Consider the following 18,765-nt stretch of genomic DNA (forward strand, 5'->3'; position numbering starts at 1 on the left):
CCGGCCGGGGCCGGACGGGTCGCGGGGGGCGCGGGGTAATCGCGAAGCCGTTCTTCGGTCACTTCGCCTCGACGAACACGTACTCGACGCCGGCCGGCTCGACCGCCGCCTTGACGCGCTCGTTCTCCGCGGCCGAGCCGATGTACAGCACGCGCACGCCCTGCATCGAGCCGGCCGGCACCTTCTCGAACGCGGTCGTCACCAGGTCCGCCACCCGGCTCGGGTTGGGGCCGGCATAGGCCAGCAGGTTGCCGCGGATGATGCCGCGCTGCAGGTCGGTGGTGGCCTTGTCCAGCAGGCGGTCGTAGTTGCCCTGGAAGTCGTCGGTGCTCTCGCCGGGGACCAGGTAGATGTAGGGCTGGTTGGTGATGCCCTCCATGTGCCGGGGCACCAGGTCCTGCAGGTAGGCGCGCCAGTCGGCGCTGGCCTCGGTGGTCGGCACCGCGACCGGCGCGCGCTCGACCTGCTGCGGGGCCTCGTCCTTCTGGCAGGCGGCGATCGGCAGGGCGAGGCAGGCGGCCAGCAGCAGGCGGTTGACGGTCTTCATGGTGGAGTTCCTCCCCGTGGATGGATGATTCGGCATGGTTGGTGTCTGTCTACTTCTCGTTGCGCCGCCATTCGGCCTGCAGCGCGTCGGCCACCGCCGCCGGCACGAAACCCGAGACGTCGCCGCCCAGGCGGGAGATCTCGCGGACCAGCGAAGAGGATATGAAGCCGTACTGTTCGGCCGGGGTCAGGAACAGGGTTTCCATCTCCGGGATCAGGTGGCGGTTCATGCTCGCCATCTGGAACTCGTACTCGAAGTCCGAAACCGCGCGCAGCCCGCGCAGCAGCACGCCGGCGCCGATCTCGCGCACGAAGTGCGCCAGCAGCGAATTGAAGCCGCGCACCTCCACGTTCGAAAACTGCGCCAGCGCCCGCCGCGCCAGGTCCACCCGCAGCGCCAGCGGCAGCGTCGGCCCCTTGGTCGGGCTCTCGGCCACGCCGACCACGATGCGCTCGAACAGCGGCGCCGCGCGGCTCACCAGATCGATATGGCCGTTGGTGACCGGGTCGAAGGTGCCGGGATAGACCGCGATGCGGCTGCGGTTCGCGCTCATGGTCGGGCTGCCGCCTCAGGCGGTCCGGAAACGGGCCGCAAGTGTATCAGCGTCGCCGCGACGGGCGCGCGCCGGTCAGGCCCCTTCGTGGCGGTACAGTGCGTGCCGCGCCTCGCGGCTGCGGCCCTCGCGATGCAGCCGCCAGCCCGGCCCCGGCGCCGGCCCGCCGGCGGCGGGCGCCTCCAGGTACAGCCAGGCCGCGTCGGCCAGCCACGGCGGCAGCCGCTCCAGCGCGCCGGCCCACAGGCCGGCATCGAACGGCGGATCGAGGAAGACCGCATCGAAGCGCCCCATGAGCGGCGCGCGCAGGAACTCGAGGGCGTCGGCGCGCACCACCCGCACCGCCTCGCCCGCGTCCAGGCGCCGGACGCTGGCCTCGATCGCCGCCGCCAGCGCCGGATCGCGCTCCACCAGCACCGCCTCGCGCGCCCCGCGCGACACCGCCTCCAGCCCCAGCGCGCCGGTGCCGGCGAACAGGTCCAGCACGCGGGCGCCGGGCAATTGCGTCTGCAGCCAGTTGAACAGCGTCTCGCGGGCGCGATCCGAGGTCGGCCGCAGGCCCGGCGCGTCGGCCACCGGCAGCCGCGTGCCGCGCCAGCGGCCGCCGACGATGCGCACGCTGCCGCCCGCGAGCGCTCGCGTCATCGCGCGCCCCCGGTGCGGCGCGCGGGCATCGGCCCGGCGACGGGCGGCGCGGTGGACGGGCGTGGCATCGTGCATGCGGGCATCGCGCAGATGATAGACGCAGCGCGCGCCGGCGGCGCCCGGCCGGTTGATTCGGGCCGGCGCGCCCACATCTGCCGCCCTGCCGCCGACGATGCCGGCGGCGGCGCCGACCTGACCGATCCGGAGACCGCACCGACGATGAGCACGGACACCCGCAAGGAGACCCTGGGCTTCCAGACCGAGGTGAAGCAGTTGCTGCACCTCATGATCCACTCGCTCTATTCCAACAAGGAGATCTTCCTGCGCGAGCTGGTCTCCAACGCCGCCGACGCCGCCGACAAGCTGCGCTTCGAGGCGATCGCCAATCCGGCCCTGCTGGAGGAAGACCCCAACTTGCGCATCCGCATCGGCTTCGACGCCGACGCGCGCACCGTGACCATCGACGACAACGGCATCGGCATGAGCCGCGACGAGGCGATCGCCCACCTCGGCACCATCGCCAAGTCGGGCACCGGCGACTTCCTCAAGGCGCTGTCGGGCGACCAGAAGAAGGACGCCAACCTGATCGGCCAGTTCGGCGTGGGCTTCTACAGCGCCTTCATCGTCGCCGACCGCGTGGACGTCTACAGCCGCCGCGCGGGCCTGCCCGCGGCCGAGGGCGTGCGCTGGTCGTCGGCGGGCGAAGGCGAGTTCGAGGTCGAGACCGTCGAGAAGCCCGATCGCGGCACCCGCATCGTGCTGCACCTGAAGGACGGCGAGGAAGGCTTCGCCGACGGCTGGCGCCTGCGCGGCATCGTCAAGAAATACTCCGACCACATCGGCCTGCCGATCGAGATGCCGCGCGAACGCGGCGGCGAGGACGACGCCGGCCCGGAGTGGGAGGCCGTCAACCAGGCCAGCGCGCTGTGGACCCGGCCCAAGACCGAACTGAAGGACGAGGACTACCGCGCCTTCTACCAGCACCTCACCCACGACTTCGCCGACCCGCTGGCCTGGAGCCACAACAAGGTCGAAGGCAAGCTGGAGTACACCTCCCTGCTCTACCTGCCCTCGCGCGCGCCGTTCGACCTGTACCACCGCGACGGCGCCAAGGGCCTGAAGCTGTACGTGCAGCGCGTCTTCATCATGGACCAGGCCGAGCAGTTCCTGCCGCTGTACCTGCGCTTCGTGCGCGGCGTGGTGGACTCGGCCGACCTGTCGCTCAACGTCTCGCGCGAGATCCTGCAGTCCGGCCCGGTGATCGACTCGATGAAGGCGGCGCTGACCAAGCGCACCCTCGACCTGCTGGAGAAGCTCGCCCGCGAGCGGCCCGAGGACTACGCGACCTTCTGGCGCGAGTTCGGCCAGGTGCTGAAGGAAGGCCCGGCCGAGGACCACGGCAACCGCGAGCGTATCGCCGGCCTGCTGCGCTTCGCCTCCACCCACGACGCCTCCGGCGCGCAGAGCGTCTCGCTGGCCGACTACGTCGGCCGGATGAAGGACGGCCAGGACAAGCTGTACTACCTCACCGGCGAGAGCTGGGCGCAGGTCAAGGACAGCCCGCACCTGGAGGTCTTCCGCAAGAAGGGCATCGAGGTGCTGCTGCTGACCGACCGCATCGACGAATGGCTGATGGGCTACCTGACCGAGTTCGACGGCAAGCCGTTCGTCGACGTGGCCCGCGGCGACCTCGACCTCGGCGCGCTCGACTCCGAGGAGGAGAAGCGCGCGATGGAGAGCGCCGCCAAGGACAAGCAGGCCCTGGCCGAACGTCTCAAGACCGCGCTGGGCGACGACGTGGCCGAAGTGCGCGTCTCGCACCGGCTCACCGACTCCCCCGCCATCCTCGCCATCGGCCCCGGCGACATCGGCCCGCAGATGCGCCAGATCCTGGAGGCCAGCGGCCAGAAGGTGCCCGAGAGCAAGCCGGTGTTCGAGTTCAATCCCGCCCACCCGCTGATCGCCAAGCTGGACGCGGAGACCGACGCCGCCCGCTTCGAGGATCTCGCGCGGGTGCTGTTCGACCAGGCCGCGCTGGCCGTGGGCGACGGACTGCGCGATCCCGCCGCTTACGTGAAGCGGCTCAACCGGCTGTTGCTGGAACTGGCGGGGTAAGGGCGAGCGCGCGCCTGGGCGCTACCGCCTGGGCCGGACCGGCGTTCGATCTCGGCGCCGAAGTCGCGCCGCGCCCATAGCGGGCCCATGCCGTCCCTTCTCCCGCAAGCGGGGGCATGTCGTCCCTTCTTCCGCAAGCGGGGGCATGTCGTCCCTTCTTCCGCAAGCGGGCGCATCTCGTCCCTTCTCCCGCAAGCCGCGCAGCGCCGGATGAGGGCTGCTTTTGCACGCCTGCGGCGTGCCCCCATCCGCCTTCGGCACCTTCCCCCGCTTGCGGGGGAAGGGAAAAAGAGCATGCTCCCCGCTTGCGGGGGAAGGAAAAAGAGAGCGTGGCCCCCGCTCGCGGAGGACGGAGGTGCTTCGCGCGCTACGGCGATGGGCCAGGTCGGTCGCGCGCGGTCAGGACACACCGCGAACGGACTCGGGCGAAACGGTCAGGGCCGCGCCTCGGGCGCGCGATCCCGGGCCCAGAACTCGACCAGGATCGTCATCATCGTCCACACCAGCAGGGTGGGACGGATCTGCCCGGGGACGAGGCCCTCCCCTTTCAGCATCATGTCGACGGCTTCCGGGAAGCAGGCGGCGTAGGCCAGGGCCAGGACCGCGTAGGCGACGCGATTGCGGCTCGAGGAGATGAAGAGGATGGTGATCACCGCGCCGGCCAGGAAGAACAGGACGAGCCCGAACTGAAGGCTGCTCAACCGCTCCGTGCCGGCCAGGACGAAGCCGAGGACGGCGCCGAAGAACATGTTCAGGCCGTTGAGATTGGCCCGGTACTCGCCGACGGACATCCGTCCGAGCCCGACCCTGCCCAACGCCGTCGCGAGCTTGCTCACCTGTCCTGCTCCCCTGTCGCAGCGCCCGCATCCGGCGCGCATGCGGCATCTTGTGGGCACGGCGAGGGTGCGTCAATCGGGACGTTCCGCCTCGCATGCGACGTGGCCGCCGGGTCGCGGCCGGCGGGCCTGGGTGGACCCGAAACCCGGTTGCGCGGGCGCGCCTACGGCAGCAGCCAGGCCCCGAACACGGGGCCGGCGGAATAGCCGTCCTCGGGCTCGATGCGGATGCGCAGGCCGTCGGGCCGCGGGGTGCGCAGGGCGTCGGGCAGCGGGTAGTCGACGTCGACGAAGTCGTCGCCGCGGCCGCCGTCGAGCGCCTCGTCGGCCAGCCGCTCGCCGTCGGCGAGGATGGCGAAGCGGCGACGGTGCTCCTCGCCCCAGTAGCGCAGCCGCAGCCGGGCGGGCGCGGCGGCGGGGCGCAGCACGAACTCGAAGGCGCCGCCGCTGCGCGCGTCGCGGCCGCGCAGGCGGCGGTAGACCACGGCATGCGAGGCGCCTTCGGTGCGCAGGTCGTGGGCGCGCTCGCTGTCCTCGTCGCCCGGGGCCAGCCGGTCCAGGCTCCGCCGCGCGAGCGCGTCGTCGCGCTCGCGCGCGGCGTCCAGCGCCGCCTGGTAGGCGCGCCGGCCGTCGGCGTCGAGGCGACGGAAATAGACGGCGTAGCGGCGCTCGTGCAGCGCGTGGAACGGGGCCAGGCGCAGGCCCTCGGGGTGCGAAGGCGGCCGCGCGCGGGCGCCGCCGCCGGCGTCCGGCTCGAACGCGGTATCCGGGTCCAGCAGCGGCTCTCGTCCGTCCCAGGGCGCATCCGCCGGGCCGAGGTCGGCGGCCAGCACGCAGGGCCCGCGCCGCAGCGAGACCAGGCTCGGGTCGTCGGCGCAGGGCTCCACGCGCACCGGCATGGCGAAGTCCGCCTCGATGCGGTCGCCCTCGGCCCAGTCGCGGGCCAGGCGCAGATAGCCGTCCTGCGGGCGCAGCTCGATCGCCGCGCCGTTGACCTTCAGCGCGTGGCCGCCGGCCCAGTCCGGCAGCCGCAGGGCGATCGTGCGCGGCGCGCCGGCGTCGGCGCGCAGCACGGTCGCGACTACGGTTCCGCGCGCGGGCAGTCCGCTCTCCAGACGCAGCGCGAGGCCGTGCGCGGGGTCGTCGAGGATGGACGGGATGTACAGGTTCACGTGCAGCGCGCCATCGCCGAAGCGGAAGATGGCGTCGGAGAACTGCGCGTGGCTTTCCATGCCGGTGCCCACGCAGCACCAGAACGGGCCTTCGGGCTCGGAATAGCGCCGCGCCTCGCCGGTCTGCAGCGGGGTCATGTAGGTGTAGCGGCCGCCGTCGGGGTGCTGCTGCGAGAGCACGTGGTTGTAGAGCGCGCGCTCGTGGAAGTCGAACTGCCGCGCCTCGCCGCTCCAGGCGTGCACGTGCTGGGTCAGGCGCAGCATGTTGAGCGTGTTGCAGTGCTCGCAGGTCTGTTCGGTGACGTAGCGCGACAGCGTGCCGGGGCGCTGGAAGTACTCGCGGTCGGAGTTGCCGCCGATGGCGTAGCTGTGCGCGCCGGTCACGCGCTCCCAGAAGAACAGCACGGCGGCCGCGTCGTCCTGCCGGCCGTCGAGCTCGAACTGGCGCGCGGCGCCCAGCAGCTTGGGGATCTGGGTGTTGGCGTGCAGCCGCGCCAGTTCGTCGCGCCCGGCCGCCAGCGGGTCGAGCACGCGGGCGTGGTGGAAGCGCCGCGACAGCGCCAGCCAGCGCGCATCGCCGCTGCGCGCCGACAGCTCGGCCAGCGACTCGGGCATGCCGCCGAACTCGCACTCCAGCAGTTCCTGCATCTGCGCCTCGTCCAGCGGCGCCAGCCGGCGCTCGACGTGCGCGGCCAGGGCCACGGCCACCTCCAGCGCGTCGTCGCGGCCGCGGTAGCGGTGCGCGTCGAGCAGGCCGGCGAAGAGCTTGTGCCAGGTGTAGAACGGCGCCCAGCTGCCGTTGAGGTCGAACGGCCGCGCGCGGATCTCGCCGCGCTCGATCTCGTCGAGCACGGCACGCCCGCCCTCGACGGTGCCGTCGTCGCGCTTGCGGGTGAAGCCGGCCACGTAGCCGTCGCCGCCGGCCGCCTGGCAGGCGCGCAGCTCGGCGACGATGTGGTCCACGCGCCGGCCGCAGTCGGCGTCGCCGCCGTGGCCGTGCAGCAGCGCCAGCGCGCTGAGGTAGTGGCCCAGGGTGTGGCCGGCGATGGTGTCGGCCTCCCAGCCGCCGTAGGGCTCGGCCCTGGGCGCCAGCCCGGCCTGCTGGCGGAAGTTGTGCAGCAGGCGGTCCGGCGACAGCCGCAGCAGGTAGCCGCGCGTGGCCGCCACCTGCTCGGCGAAGACCGAGGGCAAGAGGCGCACGCTGCCGTCGGCGGGGGCGATGCGGCGCGCCGGCGCGAGCGCGGCGGCGCGCGGCCCGAAGCCGGCGATGCCGGCCGCCGCGGCCAGCGCGCACCAGCCCAGGAAGCGGCGCCGGCCGGGATCGAGAGGAACGGGTTCGTGGGCGAACGGGCGTACGCGCATGGGGCCTCCGGGTTCGTCAGTGGTCGTCGGCCACCGGCATCGGGCCGTCCGGCAGGCCGCGCGCGGCCTTGGCCTCGCGCACCATCGCGCGCACGTCCTCGCGCAGCGCGCGTGCGTCGTAGACGATGCCGTCCTTGATGGTGTAGTCCACGCCGCCGACGCGGCGCACGCGGTCGCTGGCGTCGTCGAGCCGGATCGTGCCGGTGCCCGACAGCAGGCGGAGGTTCGCCAGCGGGTTGCCGCGCACCAGCACCAGGTCGGCCTTGCGCCCGACGCGCACGGTGCCGACCTCGTCGTCCACGCCGAGGATGCGCGCGCCGGCCCCGGTGGCGGCGTGGATCACCTCCAGCGGGCTGAAGCCGGCCTCGCGCAGCAGTTCCAGCTCCTGCACGTAGCCGAAGCCGTAGAGGTTGTAGATGTAGCCGCAGTCGCTGCCCACGCCGACCAGCCCGCCGCGGTTCTTGTACTCGTTGACGAAGGCCATCCACAGCCGGTAGTTCTCCTTCCAGTCGGTCTCCTGTTCGGTGGTCCAGTCGAACCAGTAGGAACCGTGGTGGCGGCGGCTCGGGCGGTAGAAGTCCCACAGCGCCGGCAGGGTGTACTCGGTATGCCAGGTCGCGTTGGTCATGCGCATCAGGTCGCGGCTGGCGAGGTAGGCGGTGAAGGTGGGGCTGAGCGCGAAGCCGCGCGCCAGCAGCGTGTCCATGACCTCGTTCCAGCGCGCGGAGCCGGGCTCGGCCGCCTGCCGCCACAGGCGGCCGGCCTGGGCGAAGCGCATCTGCTCGTCGGTGTTGACGAACTCCACCGGCCAGTCCTGCAGGCGGCGGCCGACGAACATCGCCTCCGGCAGGCCGTACCAGTGCTCCATCGTGTCCAGGCCGTGGGACGAGGTGCGCAGGACGTCGGCGTAGGCCACCACCTGCTGGGCGTGGTGCATGGTGGTGGGCATGCCCAGCCGCTCGGCCTCGTCGAGCGCGGCGTACAGCACGTCCTCGGGGATCGCGCCGATGAACTTGATGCCGTCGGCGCCGCGCCTGCGCGCCTGCGCCACCGCCTCGCGCGCGGCGTCCGCATCGTGGACGTCCTCGCCGATCGCGCCGAAGAAGGGGAACACCTGGATCCGCGGCGCGGCGATCTCGTTGCGCTCGCTGCGGCGCTTGACGTCGGCCAGCCATTCGATCGGCTTGCGGCTGCCGACCTCGCGCACGCTGGTCACGCCGTGCGCCAGCCACAGCTTGAGCACGTACTCCGGCGGCACGCCCTGCTCGTCCTGCAGCGTGTGCAGGTGGACGTGCGTATCGATGAAGCCGGGCATCACGGTGAAGCCGGTGGCGTCGATCTCGCGCTCGCCCGGGGCGGCGCGGCGGGATGCGTCGATCGCACCGGGCGCGCCGATCGCGCGCACCTCGGCGATGCGGTCGCCCTCGACCACGAGGTCGAAAGGGCCCTGCATCGGCGCGCCGGTGCCGTCGATCACCATGGCGTTGCGGATCACCAGGCGCGCGTAGGGGCCCTCGCCCTGGTCGCGCGCCGGGATGTCGGCCGCCGAGCCGGCCGCCCACGCCGCCGGCGCCAGCAGCGCCGCCGCGAGCCATGCCGCCGCGCGCCGGCGCACGCGGGCCCATGCCCTCCTCTGCGCGCCCACCTCAGAACCTCACCCGGGCGCCGAAGAAGTAGCGCCGCCCCAGCACGTCGTACAGCGAGACGTCGGTGTTGGCGTCGCCGGCCAGGGCGGTGCCCAGGATCGGCGGCTGGCGGTCGGCGATGTTGTCGACGCCGGCGAAGAGCTGCAGATGTTCGTTGAGGTCGTAGCTGGCGTTGGCGTCGAAGTACCAGACCCGCGGCGAGCGCTCCACCGCCGCGGTCACGCCCGGGGTCAGCTCGAACTCGCCGATCATCCGGCCCTGCAGGCGCAGCGCCAGCGGCCCCTTGCGGTAGCCGGCGGAGAGGTTGAACTTGAAGTCCGGGATCATGAAGTTGCCGGTGCCGCCGCCGCAGCCGCCGCCCATGGTGCCGGCGCAGTCCAGCTCGCCCTGGTCGGCGATCACCTGCATCGAGCGCTCGAACAGCCAGCTCGCCAGCGCGGTCAGCGAGACCTCGCCGCCGCCGCCGATCGCCCAGGCGTCGGGCAGCGCGAAGCGGTAGTCCGCCTGCAGGTCCAGGCCGCTGGCCTTGAGCAGGCCGATGTTCTGCAGGGTCGAGCGCACGTCGTCGATCTGGCCGTTGGGCAGGCGCACGATGGCCTGGCAGCTGGCTGAGTTCGGATCGAGCCGGGTGAAGCAGTCGGCCAGCATCTGGTTGGCGGTGATGCTGGTGATCGCGTCCTCCACCTCCACCTCGAAGTAGTCCACGGCGACATTCAGCCCTTCCACCGCCGGGACCGAGAACACCGCGCCCACGGTGAAGGTCTTGGACTGTTCCTCGGCCAGCTCCGGGTTGCCGCCGGTGGTGCGCTCGAAGCCTACCGAGCCCTGGGTGAAGTTGGGCAGGTCCGCCGCCGGCACGCCCTGCGCGACGCACAGCTGCTGCTGCGCCGGCGTGGGATTGGCCGCGGCGGTACAGGGATCGACGCCGGCGGTGAAGCCGCGGGTCTGCGGCGCGTAGAGCTCGTTGAGGCTGGGGGCGCGGATGGCGACGTTGTAGGCGCTGCGCAGGCGCAGCCAGTCGACCGGCGCCCACTCGGCGCCGAGCTTCCAGGTGTTGACCCCGCCGATGGTGGAGTAGTCGGAATAGCGCGCCGCGCCTTCCACCGCCAGTTCGTGGGCGAAGCGCGCGCCGGACAGCAGCGGCACCCGGAACTCGCCGAACAGCTCGCGCACGCTGTACTCGCCCGACATCGGCGACTGCGACACCGCGCCGTAGTCCCCGGACACGTCCATCGCGCTGGGCTGGAAGGCGTATTCGTCCTTGCGGTATTCCGCGCCGAAGGCCAGCGAGACCGAGCCTGCCGGCAGGTCGAACAGGGTGCCGCTCATCGAGGCGCCGCCGACGGTGCGGTCGAAGGTCTCGTAGCTGGCGCGCTGCGGGGTGAGGAAGGCGGCCGCGTCGGGACTGATGGCGCCCAGCCCGAAGATGCTGGCCGGCACGCAGCCGCTGCCCGGGTTGACGCAGACCAGCCGGCCGTTGGCGTCGATCGTGGCGTCCAGCGCCTGCGACAGCCGCGCCTGGTTGATCTGGTTGTTGTTGGCGGTGTCGGTGCGGGTGCGCTGCTCCTGGTAGAACGCGTCCCAGCGCCACCAGTGGCCGTCGCCGGCCTCGAACTCGCCGCGCAGGCCGCCGACCACGCTGTAGCTGGCGCGCTCGTAGGTGTAGAAGCGCGGCCCCAGCTCGTCGGCGCGGCGGCCGGCGCCGACGATCTCGGCCACGCCGTCGCCGTCGGGATCGAAGATCTGCGCGTTGTCGGCGAAGAACTGCCGCACCGCCGGCAGCAGCACCGGGTTGGTGGCGTAGTTGGGCACCAGCAGGGTCGAGGACGGCGCGCCCGGGGTGACCGGGGTGAACGAGTCCGGCGCCTGCTGGTAGCCGTTGCGGTTGTTGGCGTAGAAGGCCTCGCCGTAGGCCTCCACCGTGTCGGTCAGGCGGAAGCGGCCCAGCGCGGTCACCTGGGTGCGCTCCAGCGGCCGCTGCAGGTAGTTGAGGTCGGCGTAGTTGTAGGCGTCCTGCGGGCTGCAGTACGGCAGCGGCACCCCGCCCTCGCCGAAGCGCACGCCGGTGATCGCGCTGCACGCGCCGGCCGGCGCCAGGTCCACGCCGACCAGCGAGGCGAGCTGGGCGCCGCTCAGGCCGATGCGCGTGCCCGGCACCGAGCCCGAGCCGCCCGGCACCAGCTCGCCGGCGACGGTGTCCAGCGGCACCTGCGAGAAGCTGCGCTCGGCCTGCAGCACCGGGTCGCGTTCGGTGCGGCTGATCGACAGCACCGCGTTGCCGCGGCCGTCGGCGAAGTTGCCGCCGATGGTGACGTCGGCCTTGTCGTAGGCGCCGTCGCCCTCGGCGGTCGCGCCGTGGGTATAGGCCGCCTCCAGGCCCTCGAAGTCCTGGCGCAGGATGAAGTTCACCGCACCGGCGATCGCGTCCGAGCCGTAGACCGCCGAGGCGCCGCCGGTGATGATCTCGACGTTCTCGATCAGCGCGTCGGGAATGCTGGCCAGGTCGACCACGCCGTCGGAATTGGCGGGCATGAAGCGGCGGCCGTTGACCAGGGTCAGCGTGCGGCTGGCGCCCAGCCCGCGCAGGTTGGCGGTCAGCACGCCGGAGCCGCCGCCGTTGTTGACGCTGGAGGTGTTGCCGGCGGCGAGCTGCGGGAACTCGTTGAGGGTGTTCTCGATGGTGGCGCTGCCCGACATCTGGATGTCCTCGCGGGTCACCACCGTGGTCGGGCTGGGGGCGTTGAGATCGTTGCGGATCAGGCGCGAACCGGTCACGGTCAGGGTGTCGAGGGTGGCGGGCTCGGCGGCGGCCTGCGGCGCCTGCTGCCCCTGCTGCGCAGCCGCGGGCGCGGCGAATGCGGCGCCGAGCAGCGCGGCGGCGAGCGCGCTCGCCAGGCGGTGCGGGCGCGGAGGCGCCGCGGCCGGGCGACGGCGGGGGCGGGTCGTGACGGAACGCGAAGTGGCGGTCATGGAAATCCCCAGTGTCTGCTGCCCGGCGGCGCCGGGGCGTTGCGTTCAAGGACCGGCCCTGCTGCCTGCGGAACTCCCCGCGGCGGGGCGGATGACAATTCCCTTACATCCAGTCTCGACGCGGACCACGCCGGCGGTCTTGCGCCAATTGCCGGACTTCGATGCGGAAATATGCATACAACCGGCATTCATCACGGTTCGCGCGCGACGCCTCTTGCGGCCCGCGCCCACATCGCGCACCGTGCTTCTTGCCCGGATGCGGAGGTGGCTGGACGCCGCGACCGAAGGCGCCACCGGCATCCGCACCGGGGCCCGGCCGGCGCCTCCGGTTGTGGGCATTCGCCACGATCGGCGACGAAATCGGCACAACACATCGAACCCGGAGGATCCCAATGCGCGTGCTTCGATGGCTCGCCTGCACGCTGGCCGCAGCGCCGCCGCCCATGCCGAGACCCCGCCCGTGCGCGAAGCCGACGCGATACCGCGCGAGGTCGCCTTCGGCGACGGCGACCGCCTGCCGGAGGTACGCATCCACTACCGCGCCCTGGGCGCGCCCACGCGCGACGCGCAGGTCCGCATCGACAACGCGGTGATGATCCCCACACCTCCGCGGCGTTCTGGAAGCAGGCGCTGGTGGATCTGCTGGCGCGCAGCGAGGATGCGGGCACGGCCGCGCCGTAACGGCACCGGCGCGCTTCAGGGCCGGCAGTCGGTGGCGAGCAGCCGATCCTGCGGGTCCGGGGTATCGACGGACGAGACGTGGTTGAGCGCGATCGCCCAGCGTCCGCCGACCTTGCGCATCAGCCGGGTGTTGATGCCGTACTGCGGTTCGACCTCGCGCGCGAGGTGGTAGCGGCTGACCAGTTGCGCGGCGTCGTCGGCCAGGCGCTCGATGCGGATGTCGTAGAAGCACAAGGTGCCGCGCGCGCCCTCGGCGCTGCCGTAGTCGGCCACGTAGTGGTCGAGCGTGCCCTGCCAGTCGCGCTGGAAGCGCCCGCGCGAGACGAACACGACGCCCGGGTTCAGGAACCCGGCCATGTAGCCCTCGAAGTCGCCGCGGTTCCACGCCGCCTGCATGTCGGCGACGACCGCGCGGATCGCGCGATCGTCGTCCGTCCAGTCGCGGGCGCCGCCGGCCGCCGGCAGCGCGGCGGCCAGCAGCAGCGCGGCGATGCGGCCAGGCCGCTTCACCCGCCGGCGCCCTGCGCGGCCTTCTGCGCGGCGATGAACGCGCGCAGCTCCGACTCCAGCACCGGCAGCGGCACCGAGCCGAGGTTGAGCAGGGTGTCGTGGAACGGTCGCTGGTCGAAGCCGGCGCCCAGTTCGCGTTCTGCCTCGGCGCGCAGATCGAGGATGGTCTTGTAGCCGATGTAGTAGGCCAGCGCCTGTCCCGGCCAGGCGATGTAGCGATCCACCTCGTTGACGATGTCCTGGTGCGCCAGCGCGGTATGCGCGGCGAGGTAGTCGATCGCCTGCTGCCGGCTCCAGCCGTATTCGTGCAGGCCGGTGTCGATGACCAGCCGCGCGGCGCGCCACATCTCGAAGGTCAGGCGGCCGAACTCTTCGTAGGGCGTCTGGTAGATGCCCATCGAGGTGCCGAGCCATTCGGTGTACAGCCCCCAGCCCTCGCCGTAGCCGGAGAAGTAGGTCTGCTGGCGGAAGTCGGGGCGCGCCGGCGCCTCCAGCGCCAGCGCGGCCTGCAGGCTGTGGCCGGGCGCGCACTCGTGCACCACCAGCGCCGGCAGGTTGTACAGCGGCCGCGACGGCAGGTCGTAGGTGTTGAACAGGCACGAATCCAGCCCGCCGCGACCGGAGGTGTAGATCGGCGCGAGGTCGTCGGGCACCGGCAGGATGGTGAAGCGGTAGCGCGGCAGCGTGCCGAGCACGTGCTTGAGCTCGCCGTCCACCTTCTTGGCGATCCAGGCGGCGTTGGCCAGCAGTTCGTGCGGGGTCCTGGCGTAGAACTGCGGATCGGTGCGCAGGAAGTCGAGGAACTGCTCGAACGAGCCGTCGAAGCCGGCGCGCGCCATCGTCTCGCGCATCTGCTTGGAGATGCGCGAGACCTCCCGCAGGCCCAGGTCGTGGATCTCGCGCGGGCTCATGTCGAGGGTCACGAACTCCCGGATCTGGGTGCGGTAGAACGCCTCGCCGTCGGGCAGGTCGCGCGCGGCGGTGGTGGCGCGCGCGCGCGGCAGGTACTGCTCGCGCATGAAGGTCAGCAGCCGGGCGTAGGCCGGCACCGCGCGCTCCAGCACCGCGCGCCGCCCTGCCTCGCGCAGCTGCGTGCGCGCGGGCTCCGGGATCGAGGCCGGAATGCGCTCCAGCATGGCCAGGAACGGGTTGCCGGCGTCGGTACGCGTATAGGGCTCGATGGTCGCGTCGCGGCCCTCCACCGAGGACCGGGGCACGCTCCAGCCGCGCGCCAGGCCCGCCTCCATGTTGGCGATGTGCTCGTCGAAGTAGCGCGGCACGTCCGCCAGCCGGCCGATGAAGCGCCGCCAGTCGGCCTCGGTCTGGTAGGGCTGGCGCGGGTTGAGCCCGCCCCAGAAGAAGGTGTCGCTGTTGAACGGCGCCTCGTACGTGCGCCAGACGGCGCCGTTGTGCAGCGCCTCGACCGAGGCGCGGAACACCGCGGCGTTGATCCGCTCCTCCGCGCCCAGGGCATCGAACGCGATCGCGTCCAGCGCCTGGAGCGTGCGCTGCCAGTAGTCGGCGCGGCGCGCCCAGTCCTGCGCCGTCACCGCGGGCAGGCGGTCGCCGGCCTGCCAGCGGCCGTCGATCTTCTCGCGGACGAACTCCTGCTGCCGCCAGGCCCATTCGGCCTCGTAGAGCCGGCGCAGCGCGGCTTCGGCCGCGTTGGCCGGCGCGGCGAGCGGCGCCGCGGGCGCGTCCTGCGCCCGCGCCGCCAGCGGCGCGGCGGCGCCGAGGACGAGCGAGAGCGACACGGCGAGAACGGAACACATCGGGCGGAGCGTGGGACGGGTCATCGGAAGTCTCCTGCGCTGCGGGTCACGGGGCGTTGGCCGCCGCCCGGTTCCAGCGCGGAGGCTCCGCGCCTTGCAGGTGGCGGACGAAGAAATCGAACTGGCGGCGATGCGCGTAGTCGATCGGTCCTTCGGAGCGGCCGACCGCATGGCCGCCGCCGGGGATGGCGAGCAGGTCGAAGTCCTTGCCGGCGCGGATCAGCGCATCGGCCACCTGCATCGTCGAGGCCGGATCGACGTTGTCGTCCTGCTCGCCGAGGATCATCAGCAGTTCGCCTTGCAGGCGGTGCGCGTTGTCCACGCCGGAGGCGCGCGCGTAGTGGTCGCCCTCTCCTTCCGGCAGGCCCATCCACTGCTCGTTCCAGCTGATCTTGTCCATGCGGTTGTCGTAGCAGCCGTTCCAGGCCACGGCGACGGTGTAGAACGCCGGGTGGAACAGCAGCGCGCCGAGCGCGCTCTGGCCGCCGGCCGAGGCGCCGTAGATGCCGACCCCGCGCCCGATGTCGTAGGACGGGTCGCGCGCGGCCAGCGCGCGATGCCAGGCGATGCGATCGGGGAACCCCGAATCGCCCAGGTTCTTCCAGGCCACGTCGTGGAAGGCCTTGCCGCGGTGCGCGGTGCCCATGCCGTCGATCTGCACCACGATGAAGCCCAGGTCCGCCAGCGCCTGCATGCCGATCTGCTTGTCGCCGCCGGAGTGATGGCCGAACGGCCAGAAGGTCTTGGGCACGAAGGCGTCGTGCGGGCCGGCGTAGATGTTCTCGATCACCGGGTAGCGCTTGCCGGGGTCGTAGTCGCGCGGGCGCACCACCAGGCCCCAGATGTCGGTCGCGCCGTCGCGGCCCTTGGCCACGAACGGCTCGGGCGCGCGCCAGCCGGCAGCCTGCAGCGCGGCGATGTCGCCGCGCTCGATCTCGGCCACCAGTGCGCCGTCGGCACGGCGCAGTTCCATCACCGGTGGCAGGTCGACGCGCGAGTACACGTCCACGTAGTGCGCGCCGTCGGGCGAGATGGCGACGTCGTGGTCGGCATCGGCCTCGGTCAGGCGGATGGGCTCGCCGCCGTCGAAGCCGACCCGGAACAGGTGGCGGAAGTACGGATCGCGGCCGGCGTCCATGCCGCTGGCGGTGAACCACACCTGGCGCGCGGCCTCGTCCACGCGCAGCACCTCGCGCACGACCCACGCGCCGCGGGTGAGCTGCCGCTTCGCCGCGCCGCTGCGCCCGTCGAACAGGTACAGGTGGCGCCAGCCGTCGCGCTCGGACAGCCACAGGATCTCCTCGCCGCGGCCGCCGACGTCGTGGCGGAAGCCGCGCCAGGTATCGACGAAGGTCGCGCTCGGCTCGGCCACCGCGATCCGCGGCACCGCCGCGCCGCCCTCGCCGCGCGGCACGTCCACCGCGATCAGGTCCACGCGCTGGTGGCCGCGGTGCACGACCTCGAACGCGAAGCCGTCGCTGCCCTGCCGCCACTGGATCGGCGACAGCCGGTAGCGATCGGCGAACAGCGCGGTGTCGATCTCGAAGCGGCGGCCGCGCTCGACGTCGAACAGCAGCGGCCGCTCGACGTCCACCGCGTCGCCCGGCTTCGGGTACAGCTGCGTGCGCACGCGCGGCTGGCGCTGGTCGCGCGGCGCCGCCTCGACCCGCACCACCTCGCGGCGGTCGCCGGGCCGCACCCGGTACAGCGCCAGCCAGCGCGAGTCCGGCGACCAGGCCAGCGTCTCGGGATCGTCGAAATCGTTGGCTTGGCCGCCCGCGCCGCGCAGCACGACGGCGCCGTCGGCGACGCGGCGCACGACCACGTCGTGGCCCTCCACCGTCGCCTCGTGGCGGCCGTCGGGCGAGCGCCGCGGGCGGTCGTCGGCCGGCACCGCCAGGTCGCGCACCACGCCGAAGGCGCGCGGGCGCCCCGGCCGCGACGGCGCGAGGGCGCAATCGGCCGGCGCCAGCGTGCAGCGCCAGCGCGCATCGCCGACACGGAACGCGATCGCGCGGCCGTCGTCCTCGAAGGCGAAGGTCTCGAACGGCAGCCGCAGCGGATCGTGCGCGCCGCCGCCGGCCCGCGCCAGCGCATCGGCGATCGCGGCCTGGTCGAAGGCCGGCTCGCGCTCGCCGCGGGCGAGTTCGTAGCGCACGAAGGCGAAGCCGCCCTCCACCGTCTTGCGGTAGTGGAAGCCGCCGGCGTCGTGCCAGGTCGCCGGCCACGCCACGTCACGCGTGAGCCCGATCCAGCGCTCGCGCAAGCCGAGCGAACGGGCGTAATCCTCCGCCGACGGCGCCGCCTGCGCGACGCCGAGCCAGCCCAGCAACAGCCATGCCGCGACGATTCTCATGCCCGCCCCCTCGCTTCCCGCGGCGCGCCGCTACGCGCCATCGTCTTCCTCGAGTTCCAGTTCCCCGGCGCGCAGGCCGGAGCGCGCGGCCCACTGGTAGACGCCGAACGCGATCGCCGCCACCGCCAGCGTGTCCCACGGATGCGCGATCGCGCCGCTGCCGCCGAACGAGCCCAGGCAGGACACCGCCATGACCAGCAGGTAGAACACGATCAGCCACAGCGAGCACTGCACCTGCCGCCGCAGTCTCGCCCGCCCGGCCTTGTCCGGCCACCGGTAGAGCACGTAGGCGGCGAACATCGCCACCTGCAGCCCCAGCAGCCAGCACAGCGTCTGCCAGCGTGACCAGTACACGATCAGCGCGGCCACCACGAACGACAGCGGCCCCAGCACGGCGAGCGCGCGCACCCGGAACGGCCGCGCGAGATCCGGCGCGCTGCGGCGCAGCGCGGCCACCGTCACCGGCGCCGCCGCGTAGCTGAGCATCAGCGCGGCCGAGACCACCCCGATCAGCTTCTCCCAGGACGGGAACGGCAGCGTCCAGAACACCGACAGCGCGAAGCTCAGCCACAGCGCCGGGCGCGGGATGCCGGACTTCGCGTCCACCCGGGTCAGCGGTTCGATGCCGGCGCTGCGCGCCCAGCCGTAGATCACCCGCGGCGTGGCGCTCATGTAGATGTTGCCGGTGCCGCTGGGCGAGACCACCGCATCGGCCACCACCAGCCAGGCCAGCCAGCCCAGGCCCAGCACCAGCGCGATGTCGCGGTAGGGCAGCGCGTACAGCGTGTCGATGCCGGCCCAGCCGTTGGCGATCTGCCCGGGCGGGACCGCGCCCAGGAACGACAGCTGCAGCAGCACGTAGATCGCGGTCGACAGCAGGATCGACAGGATCAGCGCGATCGGGATCGTGCGCTGCGGGTCCTTGACCTCGCTGGCCACCGATACGATCGGCGTCAGCCCCAGGTAGGCGAAGATGATGCCGCCGGTCGAGATCGCCGCCTGCACGCCGGCCGCGCCATAGGGCGCGAAGCCCTGGGAACTCAGGTTCTCCGGCTGGAAGCTCGACAGCAGCAGCACGATCACCAGCACCGGCACCATGAACTTGAACACGCTGACGATGTTGTTGGAGATCGCGAAGCTCTTGACGCTGAAGTAGTTGAGCAGGAAGAACAGCACCAGCAGGCCGAACTGCACCGCCCAGCCGAGCGCGGTGGGGCTGGTGCCGTCGGGCCCGGTCAGGCCCGGGAACCAGGCCGCCGCGTACTGCCGGCTGGCCACCGCCTCGATCGCGATCAGGCTGGAGAACGCGATCAGGGTGACGAAGCCCATCAGCGAGCCGAGCAGCGGCCCGTGCGAATACTCCGGGTAGCGCACCACGCCGCCGGCGCGCGGCAGCGCCGCGCCCAGCTCGCAGTACACCAGCCCGAGCAGGAACACGGCGAAGCCGCCGCACAGCCACGACAGGATGCCGGCCGGGCCGGCCATCGCGGCCACGTGGCTGGCCGCGAACAGCCAGCCGGAGCCGAAGATCGAGCCGAGCCCGATGAAGGTCAGGTCGGTCAGGCTGAGCGTCTTGCGGAACTTGCCTTCTACGGTCATG

The 18,765-nt window shown here is 72.5% G+C and carries 12 protein-coding genes; 1 reads left to right on the forward strand and 11 read right to left on the reverse strand.

Annotated features, from left to right (window positions below; genetic code table 11):
- Positions 1-58 precede the first annotated feature (58 nt).
- The 3 genes from Z164_RS0115580 to rsmD form a co-directional block, all read right to left on the reverse strand.
- Positions 59-547, reverse strand: coding sequence for a hypothetical protein (locus Z164_RS0115580; protein WP_024891613.1), 489 nt, complete (start codon positions 545-547; stop codon positions 59-61).
- Between the two features lie 49 nt (positions 548-596).
- On the reverse strand, positions 597-1,100 hold the full coding sequence (coaD, locus tag Z164_RS0115585; protein WP_024891614.1) for a pantetheine-phosphate adenylyltransferase: 504 nt from the start codon (positions 1,098-1,100) through the stop codon (positions 597-599).
- 75 nt (positions 1,101-1,175) lie between these two features.
- A complete protein-coding gene (gene rsmD, locus Z164_RS0115590; RefSeq protein WP_024891615.1) occupies positions 1,176-1,745 on the reverse strand; it encodes a 16S rRNA (guanine(966)-N(2))-methyltransferase RsmD in 570 nt (189 codons plus the stop codon).
- A 219-nt stretch (positions 1,746-1,964) separates the two neighbouring features.
- Here rsmD and htpG point away from each other — a divergent pair, with 219 nt between their 5' ends.
- The gene (gene htpG, locus Z164_RS0115595) at positions 1,965-3,860 is read left to right on the forward strand and encodes a molecular chaperone HtpG (RefSeq protein WP_024891616.1); all 1,896 of its coding nucleotides are present in this window, start codon (positions 1,965-1,967) and stop codon (positions 3,858-3,860) included.
- Between the two features lie 434 nt (positions 3,861-4,294).
- Here the strand turns inward: htpG and Z164_RS0115600 are convergent, their stop codons facing one another.
- The 8 genes from Z164_RS0115600 to Z164_RS0115635 all read right to left on the reverse strand — a co-directional run bounded on the left by Z164_RS0115600 (position 4,295) and on the right by Z164_RS0115635 (position 18,764).
- Entirely contained in the window at positions 4,295-4,696 is a 402-nt protein-coding gene (locus tag Z164_RS0115600; RefSeq protein WP_024891617.1) for a hypothetical protein, read from the reverse strand.
- Positions 4,697-4,860: 164 nt separating this feature from the next.
- Positions 4,861-7,230: a glycoside hydrolase family 127 protein gene (locus Z164_RS0115605; protein ID WP_024891618.1), complete on the reverse strand. Its 2,370-nt coding sequence runs from the start codon at positions 7,228-7,230 to the stop codon at positions 4,861-4,863.
- A gap of 16 nt (positions 7,231-7,246) precedes the next feature.
- A complete protein-coding gene (locus Z164_RS0115610; RefSeq protein ID WP_024891619.1) occupies positions 7,247-8,845 on the reverse strand; it encodes an amidohydrolase family protein in 1,599 nt (532 codons plus the stop codon).
- 31 nt (positions 8,846-8,876) lie between these two features.
- On the reverse strand, positions 8,877-11,846 hold the full coding sequence (locus Z164_RS0115615) for a TonB-dependent receptor domain-containing protein (protein WP_024891620.1): 2,970 nt from the start codon (positions 11,844-11,846) through the stop codon (positions 8,877-8,879).
- Between the two features lie 696 nt (positions 11,847-12,542).
- Positions 12,543-13,037, reverse strand: a complete 495-nt coding sequence (locus Z164_RS22560) for a YybH family protein (protein WP_024891621.1) — start codon at positions 13,035-13,037, stop codon at positions 12,543-12,545.
- Positions 13,034-14,809, reverse strand: a complete 1,776-nt coding sequence (locus tag Z164_RS22565) for a DUF885 domain-containing protein (RefSeq protein WP_024891622.1) — start codon at positions 14,807-14,809, stop codon at positions 13,034-13,036. Before Z164_RS22565 ends, Z164_RS22560 begins: the two co-directional genes overlap by 4 nt.
- A gap of 46 nt (positions 14,810-14,855) precedes the next feature.
- Positions 14,856-17,165 carry a DPP IV N-terminal domain-containing protein gene (locus Z164_RS0115630; RefSeq protein ID WP_024891623.1) on the reverse strand — a complete coding sequence of 770 codons (2,310 nt, stop codon included), beginning with the start codon at positions 17,163-17,165 and terminating at the stop codon, positions 14,856-14,858.
- Positions 17,166-17,195: 30 nt separating this feature from the next.
- On the reverse strand, positions 17,196-18,764 hold the full coding sequence (locus Z164_RS0115635) for an APC family permease (RefSeq protein WP_024891624.1): 1,569 nt from the start codon (positions 18,762-18,764) through the stop codon (positions 17,196-17,198).
- Between the last annotated feature and the right edge of the window lies 1 nt (position 18,765).

This window comes from Luteimonas huabeiensis HB2, assembly GCF_000559025.1.
GTDB classification, from domain to species: domain Bacteria; phylum Pseudomonadota; class Gammaproteobacteria; order Xanthomonadales; family Xanthomonadaceae; genus Luteimonas; species Luteimonas huabeiensis.